Origin of the sequence: Streptomyces sp. PA03-1a (genome assembly GCF_033792805.1) — a bacterium.
Classification (GTDB): Bacteria; Actinomycetota; Actinomycetes; order Streptomycetales; family Streptomycetaceae; genus Actinacidiphila.
This window is the reverse complement of sequence record NZ_JARAVO010000014.1, coordinates 1-20,402: the sequence shown is the minus strand read 5'-3', so window position 1 is coordinate 20,402 and position 20,402 is coordinate 1. Positions and strand designations below refer to the sequence as shown.

General features: G+C 73.9%; 18 protein-coding genes. 7 read left to right on the top strand and 11 right to left on the bottom strand.

Annotated elements, in window-relative coordinates; all coding sequences use genetic code 11:
• Nucleotides 1–94: 94 nt before the first annotated feature.
• Genes PV341_RS04905 through PV341_RS04895 form a run of 3 tightly spaced genes read left to right on the top strand, consistent with a single transcriptional unit; the run spans nt 95 to nt 3,223 of the window.
• Nucleotides 95–1,963, top strand: a complete 1,869-nt coding sequence (locus PV341_RS04905; protein ID WP_500356836.1) for an AbeC-like domain-containing protein — start codon at nt 95–97, stop codon at nt 1,961–1,963.
• The gene (locus PV341_RS04900; protein WP_500326639.1) at nt 1,960–2,331 is read left to right on the top strand and encodes a hypothetical protein; all 372 of its coding nucleotides are present in this window, start codon (nt 1,960–1,962) and stop codon (nt 2,329–2,331) included. The genes PV341_RS04905 and PV341_RS04900 overlap by 4 nt, the downstream gene beginning before the upstream one ends.
• Nucleotides 2,324–3,223 (top strand): SecDF P1 head subdomain-containing protein, encoded by a 900-nt coding sequence (locus PV341_RS04895; protein WP_500356834.1) that lies wholly within the window; start codon nt 2,324–2,326, stop codon nt 3,221–3,223. The genes PV341_RS04900 and PV341_RS04895 overlap by 8 nt, the downstream gene beginning before the upstream one ends.
• Nucleotides 3,224–3,286: 63 nt before the next feature.
• Here the strand turns inward: PV341_RS04895 and PV341_RS04890 are convergent, their stop codons facing one another.
• Genes PV341_RS04890 through PV341_RS04875 form a run of 4 tightly spaced genes read right to left on the bottom strand, consistent with a single transcriptional unit; the run spans nt 3,287 to nt 7,982 of the window.
• Nucleotides 3,287–4,402: a hypothetical protein gene (locus tag PV341_RS04890; RefSeq protein ID WP_500326635.1), complete on the bottom strand. Its 1,116-nt coding sequence runs from the start codon at nt 4,400–4,402 to the stop codon at nt 3,287–3,289.
• A 3-nt stretch (nt 4,403–4,405) separates the two neighbouring features.
• On the bottom strand, nt 4,406–5,362 hold the full coding sequence (locus tag PV341_RS04885) for an N-acetylneuraminate synthase family protein (protein WP_500326633.1): 957 nt from the start codon (nt 5,360–5,362) through the stop codon (nt 4,406–4,408).
• The gene (locus tag PV341_RS04880) at nt 5,359–6,645 is read right to left on the bottom strand and encodes a cytidylyltransferase domain-containing protein (RefSeq protein ID WP_500326631.1); all 1,287 of its coding nucleotides are present in this window, start codon (nt 6,643–6,645) and stop codon (nt 5,359–5,361) included. Before PV341_RS04880 ends, PV341_RS04885 begins: the two co-directional genes overlap by 4 nt.
• A 29-nt stretch (nt 6,646–6,674) precedes the next feature.
• Nucleotides 6,675–7,982, bottom strand: coding sequence for a DUF6716 putative glycosyltransferase (locus PV341_RS04875; RefSeq protein ID WP_500326629.1), 1,308 nt, complete (start codon nt 7,980–7,982; stop codon nt 6,675–6,677).
• A gap of 187 nt (nt 7,983–8,169) precedes the next feature.
• Between PV341_RS04875 and PV341_RS04870 the strand changes: the two genes are divergently transcribed.
• Together PV341_RS04870 and PV341_RS04865 are read left to right on the top strand one after the other, a co-directional pair.
• Nucleotides 8,170–9,150 carry a glycosyltransferase family 2 protein gene (locus PV341_RS04870; protein ID WP_500356833.1) on the top strand — a complete coding sequence of 327 codons (981 nt, stop codon included), beginning with the start codon at nt 8,170–8,172 and terminating at the stop codon, nt 9,148–9,150.
• Nucleotides 9,150–10,502, top strand: coding sequence for a polysialyltransferase family glycosyltransferase (locus PV341_RS04865; RefSeq protein ID WP_500326625.1), 1,353 nt, complete (start codon nt 9,150–9,152; stop codon nt 10,500–10,502). The genes PV341_RS04870 and PV341_RS04865 overlap by 1 nt, the downstream gene beginning before the upstream one ends.
• Before the next feature lie 75 nt (nt 10,503–10,577).
• Here the strand turns inward: PV341_RS04865 and PV341_RS04860 are convergent, their stop codons facing one another.
• Nucleotides 10,578–11,237, bottom strand: a complete 660-nt coding sequence (locus PV341_RS04860; RefSeq protein WP_500326623.1) for a TetR/AcrR family transcriptional regulator C-terminal domain-containing protein — start codon at nt 11,235–11,237, stop codon at nt 10,578–10,580.
• A gap of 66 nt (nt 11,238–11,303) precedes the next feature.
• Here PV341_RS04860 and PV341_RS04855 point away from each other — a divergent pair, with 66 nt between their 5' ends.
• Nucleotides 11,304–12,764: an FAD-dependent monooxygenase gene (locus PV341_RS04855; protein WP_500326621.1), complete on the top strand. Its 1,461-nt coding sequence runs from the start codon at nt 11,304–11,306 to the stop codon at nt 12,762–12,764.
• Between the two features lies 1 nt (nt 12,765).
• Here the strand turns inward: PV341_RS04855 and PV341_RS04850 are convergent, their stop codons facing one another.
• A complete protein-coding gene (locus PV341_RS04850) occupies nt 12,766–14,346 on the bottom strand; it encodes an acyl-CoA mutase large subunit family protein (RefSeq protein WP_500326619.1) in 1,581 nt (526 codons plus the stop codon).
• A gap of 124 nt (nt 14,347–14,470) precedes the next feature.
• Here PV341_RS04850 and PV341_RS04845 point away from each other — a divergent pair, with 124 nt between their 5' ends.
• On the top strand, nt 14,471–15,352 hold the full coding sequence (locus PV341_RS04845) for a L,D-transpeptidase family protein (protein WP_500356831.1): 882 nt from the start codon (nt 14,471–14,473) through the stop codon (nt 15,350–15,352).
• On the opposite strand, the gene PV341_RS04840 is transcribed toward PV341_RS04845, so the two are convergent.
• From PV341_RS04840 to PV341_RS04820, 5 genes are all read right to left on the bottom strand, one after another.
• A complete protein-coding gene (locus PV341_RS04840; protein WP_500326615.1) occupies nt 15,343–15,768 on the bottom strand; it encodes an SRPBCC family protein in 426 nt (141 codons plus the stop codon). The genes PV341_RS04845 and PV341_RS04840 overlap by 10 nt on opposite strands.
• A gap of 327 nt (nt 15,769–16,095) precedes the next feature.
• Nucleotides 16,096–17,142 (bottom strand): hypothetical protein, encoded by a 1,047-nt coding sequence (locus PV341_RS04835; RefSeq protein WP_500356829.1) that lies wholly within the window; start codon nt 17,140–17,142, stop codon nt 16,096–16,098.
• The gene (locus PV341_RS04830) at nt 17,139–17,771 is read right to left on the bottom strand and encodes an RNA polymerase sigma factor (RefSeq protein ID WP_500326611.1); all 633 of its coding nucleotides are present in this window, start codon (nt 17,769–17,771) and stop codon (nt 17,139–17,141) included. Before PV341_RS04830 ends, PV341_RS04835 begins: the two co-directional genes overlap by 4 nt.
• Before the next feature lie 51 nt (nt 17,772–17,822).
• Nucleotides 17,823–18,350, bottom strand: a complete 528-nt coding sequence (locus PV341_RS04825) for an RNA polymerase sigma factor (RefSeq protein WP_500326828.1) — start codon at nt 18,348–18,350, stop codon at nt 17,823–17,825.
• 239 nt (nt 18,351–18,589) lie between these two features.
• Nucleotides 18,590–20,155, bottom strand: coding sequence for a beta-N-acetylhexosaminidase (locus PV341_RS04820; RefSeq protein WP_500356827.1), 1,566 nt, complete (start codon nt 20,153–20,155; stop codon nt 18,590–18,592).
• Nucleotides 20,156–20,402: the final 247 nt, after the last annotated feature.

Here is a 20,402-nt window from a genome sequence, read left to right as displayed (position 1 = left end):
CCCCGGCGCGACCGGTTTTCCCTCTTGCCGCGCCTTTCGGGAGCTCGCCGGCGGCCACCAGACTGGTGTGACGAGGGGAAAAGGGGTGGGGCGTGTGACATCGCGATACCCGGGCGCCGGGAGCACGGGGGCCACCGGGGACACGGAGGCGTACGGCGCGGACGGCGGAGGTGCAGGCGGCGGAGGTGCGGGCGGCGGCACGGCCGCGGTGCCGCCGCCCCGCCCCGGGCACGCGCCGCGGACGCCGCAGGGGGCGTCCTCGGCTCCCTACGGCGCAGAGGAGGACTGGAGCGCGTCCACCCGCTACATGTGCGCGGGGGCGCGTCTGGACGAGGGCTTCGCGCGCCGCGTGGTGCACGAGCTGCGGCACGAGCGGTACCGGGCCTGCGCGCCCTCCTACGGCGTCGACCTCGACCGGGTCGGCGCCCACGCCGAGCAGACCCTGCGCGACCTGCGCAAACGGGATCTGGCCGTCGGCGCCGTCTTCGTCCTCTCGCTGCTGGTCGCCCCGGTGACCACCCTCGCCTACTGGTTCGCCACCGCCTTCCTGCCCGGGGGCGGCACGCAGACGGGCTCGGTGCCGCCGAGGCGGCGCCAGGTCCGGGAGGGGCGGCGCGACCCGGCCGTCATGGCGGTGCTGCGGGCCCTGGCGGTGCAGCTCGCCGTCCTGCTGGCGGCCTCGTGGCTCGGCGCGCTGGTGCCGTTCTGGCCGAGCGCCGGACCGGTGGTGACCTTCCTGCTGACGCTGGTGCTGCTGATCGGCTGCCCGTGGCTGTTCACCTGGGAGCAGCGCAACGCGGCGTGGAAGGCCATCCGTGAGCAGCTGACCCGTGAGGCCTTCCGCTCCCCCGCGGAGGATCCGCCCCGCGACCCGGACGCGGCGGGGCTGCCGCAGTCCTCCGTGGGCGGCGACGCCAACCTGGTCGTCTACAGCGGCTACCGGCCCTTCGTGGGTGCGGGCGACGAGGTCACCTCGTGGTCCTTCGCGATGCGGCTGACCCCCGAGGGCCACCAGCCGGGCTCCGGGCAGGAGCCGCCGCCGGTGCCCTTCGACACGGCCGGGCTGATCCGGCGGATGGCCGACGACCTCGACGCCCTGCGCGCGGCCGCGGCCTCCCCGGTGGACCGGATCCCCGGCCTGGAGGTCACGGAGAAGGTCTTCGTCCACGGCACGGAACTGCGGCAGAACGCGCTGTACGGGGAGGCGGTGTTCTGGCCCGGCGCCGCGGGCCACTGGCCGCCCGAGGGCAGGCCGGCCGACCAGCTCTCCTCGGAGCGGATCGCGGCGGCCCGGGGCGTCGTCGACGGCCCCGTACGGCACTGCCTGGCCGCGCAGGTGCGCAGTTGGGGGACGGACCTGGTGCTGTCGGTCTTCGTCCAGACCGCGGTGAGCGGGGCGACGCTGTACCTGCAGGCCAACACCCTGGTGCTGACCCCGGTCCGGGAGGCCTACCGGGTCGCCGACTCCGTCTCCCGTCCCGAGGAGGCCGAGGAGGCGGCGCCCGGACTCGCGGACGCGCTGCTGCTCAGCCGCTCGGTGCTGATGTCCGCGCTGCCCGACGCCTATGCGGAGCTGCGCGCCCCGGCCCGGCGCGAGCGCGCCCTGGCGGCGCAGCGGACGGCGATCACGGACGACCGGCGCTATGACTTCGGGGCCAGGATCAGCCTGCGCGAGCTGGCGTCCTCGCACACCTACCGCGACTTCTTCCAGAAGGTGGACGTCACGCGGATCGGCAAGCAGATCGAGCTGCAGATCCTCGGCACGCTCGCCGAGTTCCTCGCCGAACACGGCTTGGACCGGGGCGACCTGACGCAGCATCGGAACGTCATCCTCAACCAGGGGATCATGATGACCGGCGGCTCCATGAGCGGCAGCATCGCGGCGGGCTCCGGTGCCGCCGCGATCTCCACCGGCGTCCGGCAGCCCGCGGCGGGGACGGGCAGCGAGGGGGGCGCGAAGTGACGCCGCAGGATCCGGCTCCGCAGGTCAACCACGGCATCGTGATCGCGGGATACGCCCGGGTCAGCGACTCGGCCCTGGCCGCCGGGCGCGGGTCGTCCGCCCGCAAGGACGGCACGGACGCCGAGGCGCTGCGCGCGGCGCTCGCCGCGATCGGCGAACTCCGCCGCCGCCTGGACGCCTTGGAGGGCGCCGAGGCCGCCGGGGAGGAGGCCGGCGCCCTGGCGGACGACCTCACGGCGGAGGAGGTGGACGGCCGCCGGGTGGGCGAACGGCTGACCCGGCTGCGGGCCCTCGTCGGCGACGCCACCGCGCTGAGCGGGCTGGTCACGGCGGTGCACGAGAGCGTACGGGCCATCACCGGTGGGTGAGCGTCCGCGCCGTGGGCGGTCGATGGTGGCGCTCGCGGTCTGCTGTGCGGCGCTGGCGGCGGCATGCTCGCTGCCGGGGGACGGCGAGGGGGCGGGCAAGTCCGCCGACGGCCCCCGTACGAAGGCGGTGTTCGCCCCGCGTGATCCCGTGGACGCGGCGCGGCTGCGGCAGATCGCCGACCTCATGGGGCGGCGCGCCGAGGGTTTCGGCTACGAGGACGTCACCGTGGAGGCCGGCGCGGGCCGGGTCACCCTCTCCCTGCGCGGAGGGAGCGAGCGGGAGATCGCCTCGCTGGGGAAGCCCGCGGTCCTGGTCTTCCGGCCGGTGGTGCTGCTGGAGGCCTCCGGCACCGGCTCGCCCGCGCCCCCGTCCGGATCCGGGACGGGTCCCGGCCCGGGCACCGGCGGCTCCGCTCCCGGTGGCGCGGAGTACGCCGCTCTGGACTGCTCGGCGCCCGCCCAGCGGGTCGACCACCAGCAGGGCGACGCACGGTGGGCCGTAGCCTGCGCCGAACGGGCCGAGAGCGGCACGTGGACGAAGTACCTGCTCGGACCCGTCGCCCTGGGCGGCACCGAGATCAGCGAGGCGGAGGCCGTACTCGACACGCGGAACGCCACCGGATGGCAGATCCGGATGACCTTCGGCAACAGCGGCGCACGGAAGTTCGCCGACCTCACCGCGCGTCTGGCCACGCAGCTGAGCCCGGCCAACCAGTGCGCGATGGTGCTGGACGGCGCGGTGCTGTCGGCGCCGCTGGTCAACTCGGCCATCACCGGCGGCACCGCCGTCATCACCGGCAACTACACCCGCAGCTCCGCCGGCCGGCTCGCCGCCCAGCTGGGCACCGGCGGTCTGCCGACGGAGATGGAGGTCGTCTCCGTGACGCACTGACCCGCCGGCGGAACGGGCCGGCGGGCCGGTGCGGGTCGGTCTCGTCCGCCCTGCCGGACGGGCTCAGTTGACGGCGGCCGTGCCCGAGGCCACCGAGGCGAGGCCGTGCAGGTCGCGGGCGCTGCCGGTGATCCCGGACAGGAAGCTCTGGGCCCGCGGCGAGGCCCGGTCGGTCAGCCACTCCGGATCGACGTCGCAGACCCTGATCTTGACTCCGGTGCCCTCCAGGGCGAGCGGCAGGGTGTGCACGACCGTGGAGGGGAAGCTCAGGACCGTGTGCCCGATCGGGCCACGGCGGGCGATCAGTTCCAGCGGCAGGTCGGGCCGGACGATCTGCAGCCCGGTCTCCGCCGAGAGCCGGTGCAGCTTGTCGGCGCTCTCCCGGCGGTGCGCGAAGTAGCGGGTGGCACCGTGCGCCCGGGTCAGGGCGGCGACGGCGGTCAGGTAGCGCTCGGGGTCGACCACCCCGGTCTCCACGAGGGAGGTGCCCACGATGTCGGTGCCGGCACTGATGGTGGGCGGGCCGAACCGTGCCCGTGTCCAGGCGAAGCGGTTGGTCCGCAGCGCCATTCCGGGGGGAGGCGAGGCGGGCATCGAGCTGAACAGCTCGACCCGCCGCCCGGCGCCTGGGGTGAGTCGGCGCCGGGCGGCTGAGGCGAAGACGCCGAAGGCGGCGTCCACCGGCGACAGCCGGCGGCCGCTGCGGTGCCAGCGGACGAGCCGGGCACCCCTGGCGAGGAGTTCGGTGAACTCCATGGTCGCCGTGCCGTCGTCCACGACGGTGATCTCCTTCGCCCGGCTGAGCGGCAGGAGCACCTGCACCAGCCGGGAGAAGGGGTCGCCGAGGACGACCCGCCCCGCGGCCCGCAGGGCCGGGGTCAGTTCGACGGCGGTGCGCAACAGCGAACCCCGGGAGGAACGGGCTTCGCACCAGCGCACCGTGATGCCCTCGTCCATCGCCAGCTCCGTCATGCGACGGAGCTGGCCACGCGTCATGGGGTCACGCGGGGCGAGGGCGACGATGGTGAGCGGCCGCCCGGGCGCCGCCGGGCCCGGGACGGCCGTGGCCGTCCCGGGCCGCGGCGTGGGCACCGCGGGCGGGTGAACATGCGCCCACTCCAGCACGTTGAGCAGCTGAACGGGGCTCTCTACGAGTGCCAGAGTGCCGCTGTCGCTCATGGATCAGGCCGACACCGACTGCGGCTCGGCCGCGGCGGCCGCCTGCGCCGCCTCCTGCTCGGCGATGACGCCGGGCACGCGGCGCAGCTTCTTCATCGGGCCGAGCTCGCCCTCGTAGACCTTCTTGACACCGTCGCCGAGCGCCTGCTCGATGATGCGGATGTCGCGGACCAGGCGGTCCAGACCCTGCGGCTCGACGGAGGCGGCCTGGTCCGAGCCCCAGTTGGCGCGGTCGAGGGTGATGTGGCGCTCCACGAAGACCGCGCCGAGGGCGACGGCCGCGAGCGTGGTCTGCAGGCCGATCTCGTGGCCGGAGTAGCCGACCGGCACGTTCGGGAACTCACCCTGCAGGGTGTTGATCATCCGCAGGTTGAGCTCCTCGTGCTTCGCCGGGTAGGTCGAGGTGGCGTGGCACAGGATGATGTTCTCGCTGCCGAGCACCTCCACCGCGTGGCGGATCTGCTTCGGGGTGGACATGCCGGTGGAGAGGATGACCGTCTTGCCGGTGGCGCGCAGGGCGCGCAGCAGCTCGTCGTCGGTCAGCGAGGCCGAGGCGACCTTGTGGACGCGGACGTTCTCGAACTTCTCCAGGAACTCGACCGAGGGGACGTCCCACGGGGAGGCGAACCAGTCGATGCCCTTCTTGGTGCAGTACTCGTCGATCGCGCGGTACTCGTCCTCACCGAACTCCACCTTGTGGCGGTAGTCGATGTACGTCATGCGGCCCCAGGGGGTGTCACGCTCGATGTCCCACTGGTCGCGCGGGGTGCAGATCTCCGGGGTGCGCTTCTGGAACTTCACACCGTCCGCGCCGGCCTCCACGGCCGCGTCGATCAGGGCGAAGGCGTCCTCGAGGGAGCCGTTGTGGTTGATGCCGATCTCGCCGGTGACGTAGACGGGCTGGCCGGGGCCGACCAGGCGGTCGCCGATCGGACGAAGGCGGGCGTTGGTGGTGGTCACTGGGAGAGTTCCCTTCGGGAAAGTGAGGGGCCGAGGATCCACGAGGCGATCTCGCGGACAGCTCCGCGTCCTCCGGGCATTGCGGTGACGGAGCGGGCGGCGTCCTTGACGATGTCGTGCGCGTTGGCGACGGCCGTGGGCCAGCCGACGAGCGCGAAACAGCCGAGGTCGTTGACGTCGTTGCCGACGTACAGGACCCGCTCGGGGGCGATTCCTTGCTCCTCGCACCACTGCTTGAGTGCGAGGTCCTTGCGGTCGATGCCGTGGAGCACGGGGACCTTGAGCTTGCGGGCCCGCGCGGCGACGACCGGGTTGGTCTCCGTGGACAGGATCAGGACGGGCAGGCCGTTGTCGCGCAGGGCGGCGATCCCGAGCCCGTCACCGCGGTGCACGGTGACGGCCTCGCGTCCTTCGGAGTCGACCAGCACCGTGTCGTCGGTCTGGGTGCCGTCGAAGTCGAGTACGACCGCGTCGACGTCGTCGCGGGTCGGGTGCGCCGGCGCCTCGGGGGCGGTCTCCGTCGCGGGGTCGAGCAGCGGGGCCAGGGCGCGGGCGCGGGCCAGGTCGTCCGGCTCGTCGATCTCCAGGACCTTGGCGGGGTCGGTCCGCACCAGCGCGGTGTGGCCGAAGAAGCGGTGCTTCGCCTCGCGGAAGCCCGGGACGCGCATCGCGTAGGCGGCGCCGGTCTCCAGCAGGTCCTGCGGGCGGTCCTGGCGACGCGGGCGGTGGGCCTTGTCGTGGTTGACGCCGTAACCGCCGGTCGCGGCGGCCACCGTCGTACGGGACCGGCCGCCCTCGGCGGCCTCGTCGGCGGCCGCGGCGGCGGCGCCGATCTGGTCGGCGGCGTCACGCCAGATGAAGCCGTGGAAGGGGGCCACGGTCACGGCCGTGTCCGCGCCGTCCTCGACGATCGCGGCGACCACGCCGTTGACGTCCTCGGTGGTGATGAACGGGCTGGTGCACTGGACGAGCAGCACCACGTCGGCGCCGCGCCCGGTCATCGCCTCGTGCGCGTCCATCGCGTGCAGGACCGCGGCCTCGCTGGTGGCGGTGTCCCCGGCGATGGCGGCCGGGCGCAGGACGACCTCGGCGCCGGCGGTGCGGGCCGCGTCGGCGATGGCGGGGTCGTCGGTGGAGACGACGACGTCGGTGACGAGGCCGGCCTCCCGGCAGGCGCGCACGGCGCGGACGACCAGCGGCACGCCGCCGACGGGTGCGAGGTTCTTGCCGGGTACGCCCTTCGAGCCGCCGCGGGCGGGAATGACGGCCAACACCGTTGGCATGGTGGCTCCTTGCGACTTGGGGGGCGGGTTCACAGCTGGCCCCACCTGCGGATCACGGGCGCGACGCGCTGCACGCCCTGGCGGTACGCGGCGCGCGCGGAGTTGCGCGCGATGTCGCGCACGGCCCGGCGCAGCGGGCTGGGCTCGGTGGGCTCGGTCGCGGCGCCGGGCAGCGGCTCGCCCTTGGGGTCGAGGCCGTGGCGGGCGAGCACGCCGGGCAGGTAACCGGGCGCGGTGGTGGTCGTGTAGTACGGCGCCAGCGGCGGGAGCACAGGGGCGGCGGTCAGTTCCGTGACGCGCTCGCGCACGGCACGGAAGGGGTCGCCGTCGGAGGCGATGCCCTGGCTGCGGGCCCACTCGGGGTGCACCCTCGGCACCTCGCCGGAGTCGATCTGGTCCCAGGAGGCGTAGGCGCCGGAACCGAGGAAGTGGTGGTTGCCGAGCGCCTCGCGGATCCCGAGGTCGGTGAGGACGGCCGTGGGGATGCCGCGGTGCATGGACTCCAGCGCCGCCGTCGAACTCACCGTGACCAGCAGGTCGGTGCGGTCCAGGACTTCGCCCATGTGCCCGTAGACGAGCTTGAGGTTCTTCGGCGGGTCCAGCTTGGCCACCAGCTTCTGGTACGGCTGTTCCTCGATGTGCGTGGTGTGCTCGCCGGGCTTGCTGCGCAGCTTGACCAGCACCTCGCGCTCCGGGTGGAAGCGCGCGTGGTCCACCGCGCGGCCCAGCAGGTACGTGCGGTCCCTGCGGCTGTCCGGCACGGAGGGCTGGACGGCGAAGACCACGGTGAACGGCCGGTCCGCGGAGGGCTCGTAGGGCTTGCCCTCCAGGAAGGGCAGGGCGGTCTCCACGACCGTCCCGGCGTCGGTGCCGACGCCCTCGTAGACGTCGCGGAAGCGCTGCGCGTCGTGGGCGCTGTTGGCGAGCACGGCGTCGGCGCCGGCCCGCAGCAGGAGCCCGTCGGCGAGCTTCTCGTAGACGACCCCGACGTAGCCGGTGACGACGACCGGACGGCGGGGGGTGCCCTGCCAGGCGCGGGCGAGTCCGTGCAGCATGGCCTGGACGGTGCCGCCGACGCAGGAGAGCACGACGACGTCCGCGGTGTCACGGGAGGTCCCGGCCAGGAACTGCGCCGCCGTGACCTCGCGCATCGAGTCCGCGGGGATGCCGACCTCGGCGAGCTGGCGCTCGGTCGGGGTCGCCCGGCCGCGGAGCAGGCGGGCGTCGAGCCGCGCCTCCGGGGCGATGCGGCGCGCCGTCAGCGCACCCCATTTCCATCGGGTGTCCGAGTCGGCGAGGACGGTGACCCTGATCGGGTCGGCGGTACTTGCTGGCACGCCGCAGACGCTAGGAATGCATTCCGAGCGGGTCTCCAACGCAACGCCAACGGACGGTTAACAACGCGCCGCCGAATGGGGAATCGGCCGCCCCCGACGGCGGATTCATGATTCCGCCATCTCCCGTTCACCTTGGGGTGGGGAAGGCGTCAGGGTGGGGGACGAGCCGCCCCATAGGGTGCGCGACGTGGTTAAGCTCTCCGTCATCGTCCCGTTCTACAACGTGCAGGATTTCGCTCCTGACATGTTGAGGAGCCTCCGCGCGAATACGCGCGCGGATTTCGAGTTCATTCTCGTGAACGACTGCGCAACGGATGACACCCCGGGAATCCTCGAGCGCGCGCTGCCCGACCTGCCCGGGGCGATACTCGTCTCCCATGAGAGGAACGGCGGGCTCGCCACCGCCCGCAACACGGGCATCGACGCCGCCCGGGGCGAGTACCTGACCTTCCTCGACGGCGACGACTGGCTGGCCGAGGGCTACCTGCCCCGGCTGCTGGAGGCCATCGAGACCCTCGGCACCGACTTCGTGCGCACCGACCACGTCGTCTCCCACGGGCGCAGGCGCACCCTCGCCCGGGTGCCGCACGGCCGCCGCGGGGTCGCCCTCGACCCGCGCGAGGCGATCCTCCCCGCCGACCGCACGACCTCGGTGGACTACCCGTACGCCTGGGCCGGGATCTACCACCGGCGGCTGGTCGACGCGGGCTTGCTGCACTTCCCCGACGGGCTGCGCACCGCCGAGGACCGGCCGTGGATCTGGCGGCTGCACCGCGAGGCGAAGTCCTTCGCGGTCGTCGGCCTGCTGGGCGTCTTCTACCGGCGCGGGGTGGCCACCTCGCTCACCCAGATCGGCGACATCCGCCAGCTGGACTTCATCCGCTCCTTCGACCAGGTCCTCGCCGAGACCGCGGCGGACCCCGACGCGGACCGCTTCCTGCCCAAGGCGGTGCGCACCTACTGCGCGGTGATCGCGCACCACCTGGGCGCCATGGGCCGCTACGAGCCCCGGGTCGCACGGAAGCTGAAGGCGATGAGCGCGGCCGCCCTGAAGCAGATGCCGCAGGAGATCCTGAACGAGGCGCTGGACTCGATGGACATGAAGCGCAGCCTGCTGCTGCGCCGGACACGCAGGCGCCGCGGCCTCGCCGGGGCGGTGGCCGCGTGATGCCCCGTACCCAGGTGTTCCTGGCGTCGACGCTGTTCGGCGCCGCCACGGTGGCCGCCGCGATGGACGCCGGGCTGTTCGCCCCGGCCGACCGCAGGCTGCTGCTGGTCAGCAACAACGCCGCCGTGCCCGAGATCGCGCCGGCGCTGGACACGGCACCGGGCTTCGGGGCGCTGCGCGGCCGCTTCGACCGGGTGCTCTCGTGGAACGACACGATCGCCCCGCTGCACCCCTCCGGGTGGTCCCCGCGCCCCGAGGACGTGCCCCTGTGGGAGCGCCACCTGCGGCGGCTGTGGGACCTCGGCGGGGACGAGGTCGAGCTGGTCGTCGAGTCCCTGCACGTCGACCCGGCCCTGGCGCTGGTGAACGTCTTCCCGGGCGCGCCCGTCGAGGTGTACGCCGACGGCCTCATGGTCTACGGCCCGACCCGGGACAAGCTGGACCCGCTCGTCACGACCCGGGTGGGCCGGCTGCTGCACCTGGACCTGGTCCCCGGACTGCGGCCGCTGCTGCTGTCGGAGCACGACGTCCCGGCCCGGCTCGTCCCCGCGGAGGCCTTCACCGGCGTCCTGGCGGGGATCGCGGAGCACGCCGCGGCCCCGGCTCCCCTCCCCGAGGGCGGCGCGCTGCTGCTCGGGCAGTACCTGTCGGCGCTGGGCGTCCTCACCGCCGCCGAGGAGGAGGAGCTGCACGTCCGCATGGTGCGCGGCGCCGTCGCGGCGGGGCACCGCACGGTGGTCTTCAAGCCGCACCCGACGGCGCCCGCGCACTGGTCGCAGCGGCTGGAGCGGGAGGCGGAGGCCCTGGGGGCGGAACTGACCGTGGCCGGGGCGTCCGAGCTCGCCGAGGTGCTCTTCCTGCGGACCCGCCCCCGGCTCGTCGTCGGCTGCTTCTCCACCGCGCTGTTCACCGCGTCCGCCCTGTACGGGCTGCCGGTCGCCCGGGTCGGCACGGAGCTGGTGCTGGACCGGCTGACGCCGTACCAGAACAGCAACCGCGTGCCCGTCACGATCGCCGACCGCCTCCTGCCGGACCTGGAGGACCGGACGTACCGCGAGGCGGCGGAAGCCTGGCGGCCGCCGACGGCGGAGCGGGTCGAGCGGGACCTGACACCGCTGGTGCGCGCCGTGGGCTACTGCATGCAGCACCAGACGTACGCGCATCTGCGGGACGAGGCGGTCCGCTACCTGACGGACGGCCTGGACACCGGCACCTGGCGCTACTTCAAGCGGCGCCGGCTGGCGTCCTTGGCGCTCCCGGGAGCGGTGCCGTCCCAGCTGGCGTTCCTGCCGGCCAATCCGGCCGTGCGCAGGGTCGCACGGCGGATCAGGCATGTGACGTCCCGCGGCTGACCTCGGGACGTCAGGGCCACGGGGGCCGGCGCGGAGGTCGCGCCGGCCCTCCGCGCGCTGATGGCCGCGCGGTGACTACCGCGCGCCGTCCGGGGCGAGGGTCCGCTCGATCCCCGCGACGAGGACCCGCAGACCGGTCTCGAAGCGCGCGTCGTAGTGGTCGAACATCTCCCGGCCGGCCTCGCCCACCAGCGGGAACTCCCCGCCGAGACGGGCCTGCCGCTCGTCGGTGTCGTAGCGCGGGTCGCGTCGGCCGGGCAGCGGCTGCACGGCCTGCTCCTCGATCACGAAGCCGATGGTGAAGGTGTACGCGGTGAACCACGCGTTGAGGGCGTCCTCGACGCGGAACCCCTGCTCGACGAGGGCACCCAGGTAGCGCTCCATGGCGCCCGCGTGGCTGTCGTCGGTGAGGTGCGTGCCGCTGAAGACCTTGGCGCCGTCCCGGTAGGCCAGCAGGGCCGCACGGGTGCCGCGGCAGGCGGTGGCGATCCAGTCCCGCCAGTCGGAGCCGGGGACCTCCTGGCCCATGCCGCGCTCCAGCATCTGCCGCAGCATGCGGGTGGCCATGGCGTCGAGCAGGGCCTGCTTGTTGGCGAAGTGCCAGTACAGGGCCGGTGCCTGCACCTGGAGCTCCTTGGCGAGCCGGCGCAGGGTCAGCCCTTCCAGCCCCTCCTCGTTCAGCAGGCCGAGGGCGGTCTCCACCACCTTGTCGCGGTCCAGTCGCGTCGCTGCCACGTGCCCATCCTGTCCGTCCGTCGGTACCCCGTGACAATTTAACACCGTTAAGGGAACCCTCGGGACATGGAACTTAACAGTGTTAAGGAAACCGGCGTCCTGATCGTCGGGGCCGGCCCCACCGGACTCGCCCTCGGCGTCGACCTCGCCCGCCGCGGCGTGCCCGCGCTCGTCGTGGAGCGCTCCGACCGGCTGTTCCCCGGCTCACGGGGCAAGGGCCTGCAGCCCCGCTCGCTGGAGGTGCTCGACGACCTCGGTGTGGTCGGCTCCGTCCTCGCGTCGGGCGGCCCCTACCCGCAGGGCCGCGTCTGGCAGGACGGCCGTCCGGTCCACGAGTGGGAGATGTTCGAGCGGGTGCCCGCCACCTCCGGCGCCCCGTACGGCGCGACGTGGATGGTCCCCCAGTGGCGCACGCAGGAGATCCTGCACGCGCGGCTGCGCGAACTGGGCGGCTCGGTCCGCTTCGGCGCCGGGCTCACCGGTCTCACCCAGGACGCGGACGGCGTGACCGCGGAACTGGCCGACGGCACGACCGTACGGGCGGCGTACCTGGTCGCCTCCGACGGCGGGCGCAGCGCCGTGCGCAGGGCCCTGGGCATCGCCATGCACGGCGAGACCGTCGACCCCGCCCCGATGCTCGTCGCCGACGTGACGCTGACCGGCCTGGACCGCGAGCACACCCACGTGTGGCGGGGCCCGGACGGCACCGGCGCCGTCGCCTTCCCGATGGGCGGCACCGACCGGGACTTCCAGTTCGTCGCGACGTACCCGGCCGGCGCGGAACGCCCCGACACCTCACCGGACGGGGTGCGCAAGACCGTCGAACAGCGCACCCACCTGTCGGCCGACGACGTGCTCGAGGTCATGTGGAGCTCCGACTTCCGGCCGCGCGCCGCCCTGGCAGAACGCTTCCGGGAGGGCCGGGTCCTGCTCGCCGGGGACGCCGCCCACATCCACTCCCCCGCGGGCGGCCAGGGCCTCAACACCGGCATCCAGGACGCCTACAACCTCGGCTGGAAGCTCGGCCAGGTGCTGCGGCACGGCGCCGCGGCCGAGCTGCTGGACAGCTACGAGCAGGAGCGGCTGCCGGTCGCCGCCGACGTCCTCGGCATGAGCACGCACCTGCACCGCAGCACCATCAGCCGGGGCCGGCCGATGAACCAGCGGGGCGCCGAGGTCCACCAGCTCGGTCTCGGCTACCGCGACGGCCCGCTCACCGCCGAGACCCGCGAGGGCCTCGCCGAGGACGCCCTGCGGGCCGGGGACCGCGCGCCCGACGCACCCCTGTCCGGCGACGGGCGGCTCTTCGACGTCCTGCGCGGCCCCCACTTCACGGTGCTGGCCGTCGGCACCGAACCGCCCGCGGCGCTGCCCGGCTTCGCCCGCGCGCACCGCGCGGGGGCCGGCAGCGCGGTCCACCGCGGCTACGGCGAGGGCCTGTTCGTGGTCCGCCCGGACGGCTACGTCGGCCTCGCCACGCGCGACCCGGAGCGCGTCACCGCCTGGCTCGCCCGCTTCGCCGGGTGATTCAGAAGACGTCCGAGGGGACGTACGTCCCCCAGACCTCGCGGAGCGCCTCACAGACCTCGCCCACCGTGGCCCGGGCACGGAGCGCGTCCCTCATCGGGTACAGGACGTCCTCCGTGCCCTCGGCGGCCTTCCGCAGCGCGGACAAGGCCGAGTCCACGGCCCGCCTGTCGCGTCCGGCACGCAATGCGGCCAGCCGCGCCACCTGCGCCTCCTCGATCGCGGGGTCGACGCGCAACGGCTCGTAGGGCTCCTCCTCCCCCAGCTGGAAGCGGTTGACGCCGACGACCACCCGCTCCGCGGAGTCAGTCTCCAGGGCGATCCGGTAGGCGTTGCGCTCGATCTCGGCCTTCTGGAATCCGCGTTCGATCGCGCTCACCGCCCCGCCGAGCTCCTCCACCTTGGCCATCAGCTCCAGCGCGGCCGCCTCCAGGTCGTCGGTCATCGACTCCACGACGTAGGACCCGGCGAAGGGGTCCACGGTCGCCGTCACGTCGGTCTCGTACGCCAGGACCTGCTGGGTGCGCAGCGCGAGCCGGGCGGACTTCTCGGTGGGGAGCGCGATCGCCTCGTCGAAGGAGTTGGTGTGCAGCGACTGCGTGCCGCCCAGCACCGCCGCCAGCCCCTGGACGGCCACCCGCACCAGGTTCACCTCCGGCTGCTGGGCGGTCAGCTGGACGCCCGCGGTCTGGGTGTGGAAGCGCAGCATCCACGACCTGGGGTTCCTCGCCCCGAACTCCTCGCGCATGACGCGGGCCCAGATGCGGCGGGCGGCACGGAACTTGGCGACCTCCTCCAGCAGCGTCGTGCGCGAGACGAAGAAGAAGGACAGCCGGGGCGCGAAGTCGTCCACGTCCATGCCCGCGGCGAGGGCGGTGCGGACGTACGCGACGCCGTCGGCGAGGGTGAAGGCGATCTCCTGCGCGGGCGAGGCACCGGCCTCGGCCATGTGGTAGCCGGAGATGGAGATGGTGTTCCAGCGCGGGATCTCGGCGCGGCAGTAGCGGAAGAGGTCCGCGACCAGCCGCAGCGAGGGCTTGGGCGGGAAGATGTACGTGCCGCGGGCGATGTACTCCTTGAGCACGTCGTTCTGGATGGTTCCGGTGAGCCGGTCCGCGGGCACCCCCTGCTCCTCGCCGACCAGCTGGTACATCAGGAGCAGCAGGGCGGCGGGCGCGTTGATCGTCATCGAGGTGGAGACCCGGTCCAGCGGGATGCCGTCGAAGAGCACCCGCATGTCCTCGACCGAGTCGACGGCCACGCCGACCTTGCCGACCTCGCCGTGGGCGAGGGGGGCGTCGCTGTCGTGGCCCATCTGGGTCGGCAGGTCGAAGGCGACGGACAGGCCCGTGGTGCCGTGGGCGATCAGCTGCCGGTAGCGCGCGTTGGACTCGGCGGCGGTGCCGAAGCCCGCGTACTGGCGCATCGTCCAGGGCCGGGTGGTGTACATCGTCGGATGGACACCGCGGGTGTAGGGGTAGCCGCCCGGCTCACCGAGCCGTTCGCCCGGGTCCCAGCCGTCCAGGGCGTCGGGGCCGTAGACGGGCTCGATCGGCAGACCGGATTCGGACTCGCGTGCCATGCGTCATGCCTCCAGCGACTCGGCCCCCTTTCCTCAGTGTGCGGCGAACCGTGACCGGGCCGGTGCAACTACATGCCGGGGAAATCAGTCAAAGGGTGTACCGACTCATCTCCAGGGGGACGAAGTGGCACTCATATCCGTCACAAGAACACGCGCGGCGGCCGCGGCCGCCGCGCTGCTCACCGGGGCCCTCCTCGCCGGCTGTACGGCCCAGGCGAGCGAGCCCACCGCCAGGGCCTCCGTGGCACCGGACGCCGCGGGCCCCACGGCGAGCCCCTCCGGGAGCCCGAGCACTGCGCCGGGCAGCGGCTCCCCCTCGCCGACGGCATCGCCGTCCGCCACGAAGAAGCCGGAGGCCGACCGCACCCCCCGCCCGGTCGTCGTGATCGCGCGGGGCAGCAGCAGCGCGAAGGTGCGCGAACTGCAGGCGCGGCTGAAGCAGCTCGGCCTCTTCGGCCGCAACCCCACCGGCTACTACGGCGACGTCACCGCCTCCGCGGTGCGCACCTTCCAGTCCCGCCACAAGCTGCCCGCCTCGGGCACCGTCACGGACAGGACCTGGGCGAAGCTGCGCTCGGTCACCCGGCAGCCCACGCGCGGCGCCATGTACCCGCCGACCAGCAACCCGGTGGCGAAGCTCGACCCGCGCTGCATGACCGGCCGCGTGCTGTGCGTCAGCAAGACCAGCCGCACCCTGGCCTGGGTGGTGAACGGCAAGGTCGTCTCCGCGATGGACGTCCGCTTCGGTTCCCAGTACACGCCGACCCGCGAGGGCACCTTCAGCGTCTTCGCCAAGAGCCGGAACCACGTGTCGACGATCTACCACACGCCCATGCCGTACGCGATGTTCTTCAGCGGCGGCCAGGCGGTGCACTACTCGGCCGACTTCGCGGCCCGCGGCTACACGGGGGCCTCGCACGGCTGCGTCAACGTGCGCGACCGCGCGAAGATCTCGGCGCTCTTCGACCAGGTGCGGATCGGCGACAAGGTCGTCGTCTACTGGTGACCCCGGGCCAGGAGCCCGTCCAGCGCCCGCCCGAACAGCAGCCGGCCGGCCCACGCGGTGGGCCGGTCGAACGCCCCCGGCAGCGGGCGCACCCTCAGGTCCTCGCGCCACACCACGCGTGAGCCCCCCTCCTCCCGCGGCCACACCTCGATCTCGGCCCAGCCGAGCACGGTCCGGCCGCGCTTCTCCAGCCGGCACCGCCCGGGACGGCCCGCGTCCGGCGGCTCCCAGCGCACGATCTCCATGGGGTCGTCGACGGCCATCCGCCCGAGTCCGGTGCGTGCCGTGAACGACCGCTCCCCCGTGACGACGGCGGTGGTGAACGGCACCAGTTCCGCGTGGCGTTCCCAGTCGGTGACCCGGCGCCAGGCCTCGGCGGCGGGGAGCGGGCAGTGCCGCTCGATCCGGAAGATCACGTCGTCGAGCCTACGCCGCCGCCCCTGCGGCACCACGTGAGGACGCGGGCGGAGCGGGGGGAAAGCGCTCCGCCCGCGTCCCTCGTTGGGGGCCCGATACGGGGGGACCGGGCGACCCCTCGACCGATGACCAGTCGGTCTACTGGTTAAAGCGCCCGGCAGGCCGAAAGTGTCACACCCCGCACCCGCCGCGCCCGGGAGCGCGGCCGGGAGGGAGAGCTGCCCGGCCGCGCTCGGGTGCGGACCCATGGGCACGGGAAGTGCCCGGATCCGCGGGGCCGATGACCAGTCGGCCCGTCCATGGGAGCGCGCGGCGGCCGGAAAGTGTCACTCGCCGCCGTGGCCGCCGTGCGGTCCCGGCCGCCCGTCGGACGGTACGACCGGCGCGGACGGTGGCGACGGTGCGGCCTTGGAGGTCGGTACGGACGGTGCGACCGGGGCGGGCCGTGAGGTGCCGCGCGGGCCGTGGCCGCCCTGGCGGTGGTGTCCGCCGGAACGGTTCTTCCAACGGCCGGGGTCCTCCCGGGAGTCGTCGTCGCCCCGCTCGCCCCCCTTCTCGGCCTTGCCCCCGTTCCCCCCGTGCCCGGCGTTCCAGCCGAGCAGATCGGTGCAGTAGCGGCGGACCTCGCGCTGGCCGCCGCCCGCCGCCTTGCGCAGTTGCTTGTAGGCCTGCTCGTCCACGCGCTTGCGGTGCCGGCCGGCCGCGGCATAGGCCCGGCACAACGCCCTGTGGTCCAGGGCCGGCGTGGAGGACGGCGAGGAGGACAGCGTCCCGGCCGGCCGGCCGGGGAGGACGGTGCCGTGGGTGCCGCCGGTGCCGCCCGCCGGGCGGCCGTGGCCGGGGCCGGGGCGGGAGGTCGGCGGGGCGGTGCGGCCGGGTGACGGCGAACCGCTGTCCGAGGCCGCCGTCGCCCCGCTCTGGGTGTGCACCGGGGCGGGGTCCGGGACGCCGCTGCCGAGCAGGGCCGGCAGCGCGCCGGCGGCGGCCGCCATGCCGACCCCGGCCATCGCGGCGGTCGCGATCAACGTGCCCGTCACCGATCTGGAGTGACGGGCCGTACGGCTCCGCCCGCTCCGGGACACCGCACCAGCGCCCGCGCCGGGCGACCAGTCGTCGGCCGTGCCGAGGCGGACGCCCGCGGTGGCCCCGGTGAGCGCGTCGTCGCCGCGCGCGGCACGGAACGCGGCGAGGGCGGCCTCCTCGCGTTCCGGGTCGAGGGGTGCGGGAGCCGCGGCGGCGGCCAGCAACCCGGCCAGGGCGGCGGCGCGCTCGTCGCGCCAGGCCCGCTCCGCGGGGTCGTCACCGTGAGCACCCCGCAGCAACCGCTCGGCGGTGGCGTCGTCCAGCCAGTCCTGTCCTCGGTTATCGCTCATCTCATGTCCTCAAGCGTTCGGGACGCCGAAAACGTCACACTTGACGACCCGCCGTCGGAATCCAGCAGCTCAGCCAGACGGCGCAGGCCGCGGCTGGTGGCCATGCGCATCGCACCGGGCCTCTTGCCGACGACCTCGGCCGCCGACCGGGAGTCCAGGCCCATCACGACGCGCAGCAGCACCGCCTCGGCCTGGTCCTGGGGAAGGGCGGCGATGGCCGCCAGCGCGGCGCCGGTGCCCACCGCGGCGACCGCCTCCTCGGCGGTGTCCGAGACGGCGGGCCGGTCGAGCAGTTCCTCCACCCCGGCGGCGGCCAGCGGCCGGCGGCCCACCGCCCGCAGGTGGTCCAGCGCCCGGTTGCGGGCGATCCGGGCCGCCCAGCCGCGTACCGCGTCCCCGTCGCCGTGGAAGCCCGGCAGGTCGCGCGCTATCTGCAACCACGCCTCCGACGCCACGTCCTCGGCGTCCACCGCGCCGACCAGCGAGCGTACGTACTGCAGCAGTTGCGGCTGCACCGCTCGGTACACGAACCGGAAGCCGTCCTCGTCCCCCTCTTGCGCCGCGCGTACCGCGGTCGCCAAATCCACGTGCGGGCCTCCCCCTCGGAATCGCGCACCATACTGCCCCATGATGGGCGCCGGCAGGGCGTCCGGGGGCGGCTACCCGCCGGTCACCAGGGGTCAGGACAGCAGCCGGGAGAGCCGCTTCAGGCCGCGGTGCGCCGCCGTACGGACCGCTCCCGCCCGCTTGCCCAGCACCCGGGCCGCGGACACCCCGTCCAGCCCGACGACGACGCGCAGCAGCACCGCCTCCGCCTGGTCGGGCGGGAGCGAGGCGATCAGGGCGAGGGCGCGCTCGGTGGCCAGCGCCTCCAGTGCACGGTCCGCGGTGTCCTCGGCCGCGGGGAGGTCCAGCAGTCCGGCGTCGAGGGGACGGGCACGGGGCCTGGCGTCCTGGCGCCGCAGGTGGTCCAGGGCCCGGTGCCGGGCTATGGTCGCCGCCCAGCCCCGGAAGCCCGCCCCGTCCCCGCGGAACCGGCCGAGGTCGCGGGCGATTTCGAGCCAGGCCTCGGAGGTGACGTCCTCCGCGTCGTCGCCGACGAGGCCGCGCACGTAGCCGAGCAGCAGCGGCTGGACCAGCCGGTAGACCACCGCGAAGGCGTGCTCGTCCCCACCCTGGGCGCGCCCGACCGCGGCCCCGAGCTCCATGTCGCGGTCGGTCCGCGGATCGTGGCGCCCCCCGTTGCTGGCCACCCTGTCCTCTCGAATCGCCGACATCCTGTACAGCGTGGATTCGCACTGAATCGTCACACCTGTCGGGCCGCCCTGGCGATGGGTGTGACATTTTCGGCCGCGTTGACGCTTTAACAATCAGAAGCGGCCGAAGACGCTCCTGTGGGGGGAGGCGGACTTCGGCCGCTTCACCTGGGGCGGCCGGGTACGGCGGCTCAGCCGGCCCGGTCGGCGAGGGTGCTGAAGTCCTGCCAGCTCAGGACCGGCGGGCCCGGGTCCCAGAGCTTCTGGGTGAGCGCGCGCAGGGGCATCCGGATGCCGGCCGCGACCTCGTCCTCGGTCTGGGCGTCCGCCCGGTCGCACCAGACGGCCAGCCGCGCGCCGAGGATGCGGTCCGGTCCTGCGAGCGCCGCGGGCACGGCGCCGTCCCGGTAGACGACGGCCGGGGTCCACTCCTCGTAGATGCGCCGCCCGCTGGGGTAGGGGAAGTTCTCCGGCGCGCCGAGGACGTAGTACAGGTACCAGGAGTTGAGGTTGAGCAGCTGCCGGCCCTCGCGCAGGAGGTCCTCGGGCAGCCGTCCGCGCAGTTTGTTGCTTGACCAGTAGGCGACCACCCGGTCCGGGTCCGCGGCGACCCGGGCGCCGCCGGAGAAGCCGTCGTTCCAGGCCTCGACCCGTTTGCCGAGCGATCGCAGGGTGGCAGCGCGGTCGTTGAGCCAGCCGGCCGCCGCGTCGGCCACCCCGGCGTCCGGGCCGTAGCGCTCACGCGCGTACGCGGCGAGCTGCGGGAAGGACGTCTCCGGATGGTCGGCCACGAGCGGTCCGTACTCGTCGCCGCCGACGTGCCAGTGGGCACCGGGGAAGAGCGGTGCGTACTCCTTGAGCAGGTCGTCGACGACGTCGGCGGCACCGGGCCGGGAGATGTCCAGCGCCCCGCGCACGGGGGTGCCGTCCACGGAACGCAGCTGGAGGTCCGGGTGGGCGTCGAGCACGGCACCCATGTGACCGGGGCTGTCGATCTCCGGGACGACGGTGATGTGCCGCTGCGCGGCCAGGTCGACGACCGCGCGGATGTCCTCCTTCGACAGGTGCCGTGACGAGACGATCTCGGGGTGGCTGTCGCTCTGGAGGCGGAAGCCCTGGTCGTCGCTGAGGTGGAGGTGGAGCTGGTTGTACTTCAGGTCGCCCAGCTCGCGGACCCTGGCCTCCAGCCACGCACGGCTGAAGTACTTGCGCCCGATGTCGATCATCAGTCCGCGCTCCGGCCGGTCCGGGCGGTCCTCGACGGTGCCGGCCGGCACCCGTCCGGTGGAACGGACCGCCTGGAGGAGGGTCCGCGTGCCGTAGAAGACCCCGGCGTCGGTGCCGGCGCGTACTGTCACCCCGTCGGCCGAACTTGTCATCTCGTACGACTCCGGGCCCGCATTACTCCGTTCGAGTGAAAGCGCAATGTCCCCCGGCTTGGCGGGCCCACTGACGTACGGCCGGCGGAGCTCCTCCGCGAGCAGCCGCGCCTCGTCCTCCACGGCGCTCCCGGCGGGCGCCACCACGCGCGAGCCGGGGCCCGGTACGAAGGCGGCGGTACCGGCGGCAGGGGTGAAGGAACGGACGGCGGGGATCGAGGGGAACCCGGCGGACGTGCTCGCCCGCTCCGTCGGCGGGGCGCCGGGGGCCGCGGTCCCCGCGGGTGCGGCGAGCGCGGGACCGGCCCCGAGCACGGCGCTCAGCACGGCGGTCAGCACGGCCGTCGCCGCGTACGCCGACGCACGTTTCGCCCGCATCTGCCACATGATCCGAATTTATGCCCGCTGTGTGGATCTCGCCGTGCGGACCAGGGGAAGCCGTGCACTTTCGTTCCCGTACGAGTGAAATTCGTGCATCCGTCGTACAGGGCCGAACATAGGCCGATACGGTGGTCGTCACTCGTCGTCCCCCTGTGGTTCACGCCGCGCAGCCGCCTCGCGGTTCCCCCACCTTCGTCACCGTTCCCTCCCAGGAGCCCACCGCTGTCCAGCGACACCCCCGCCC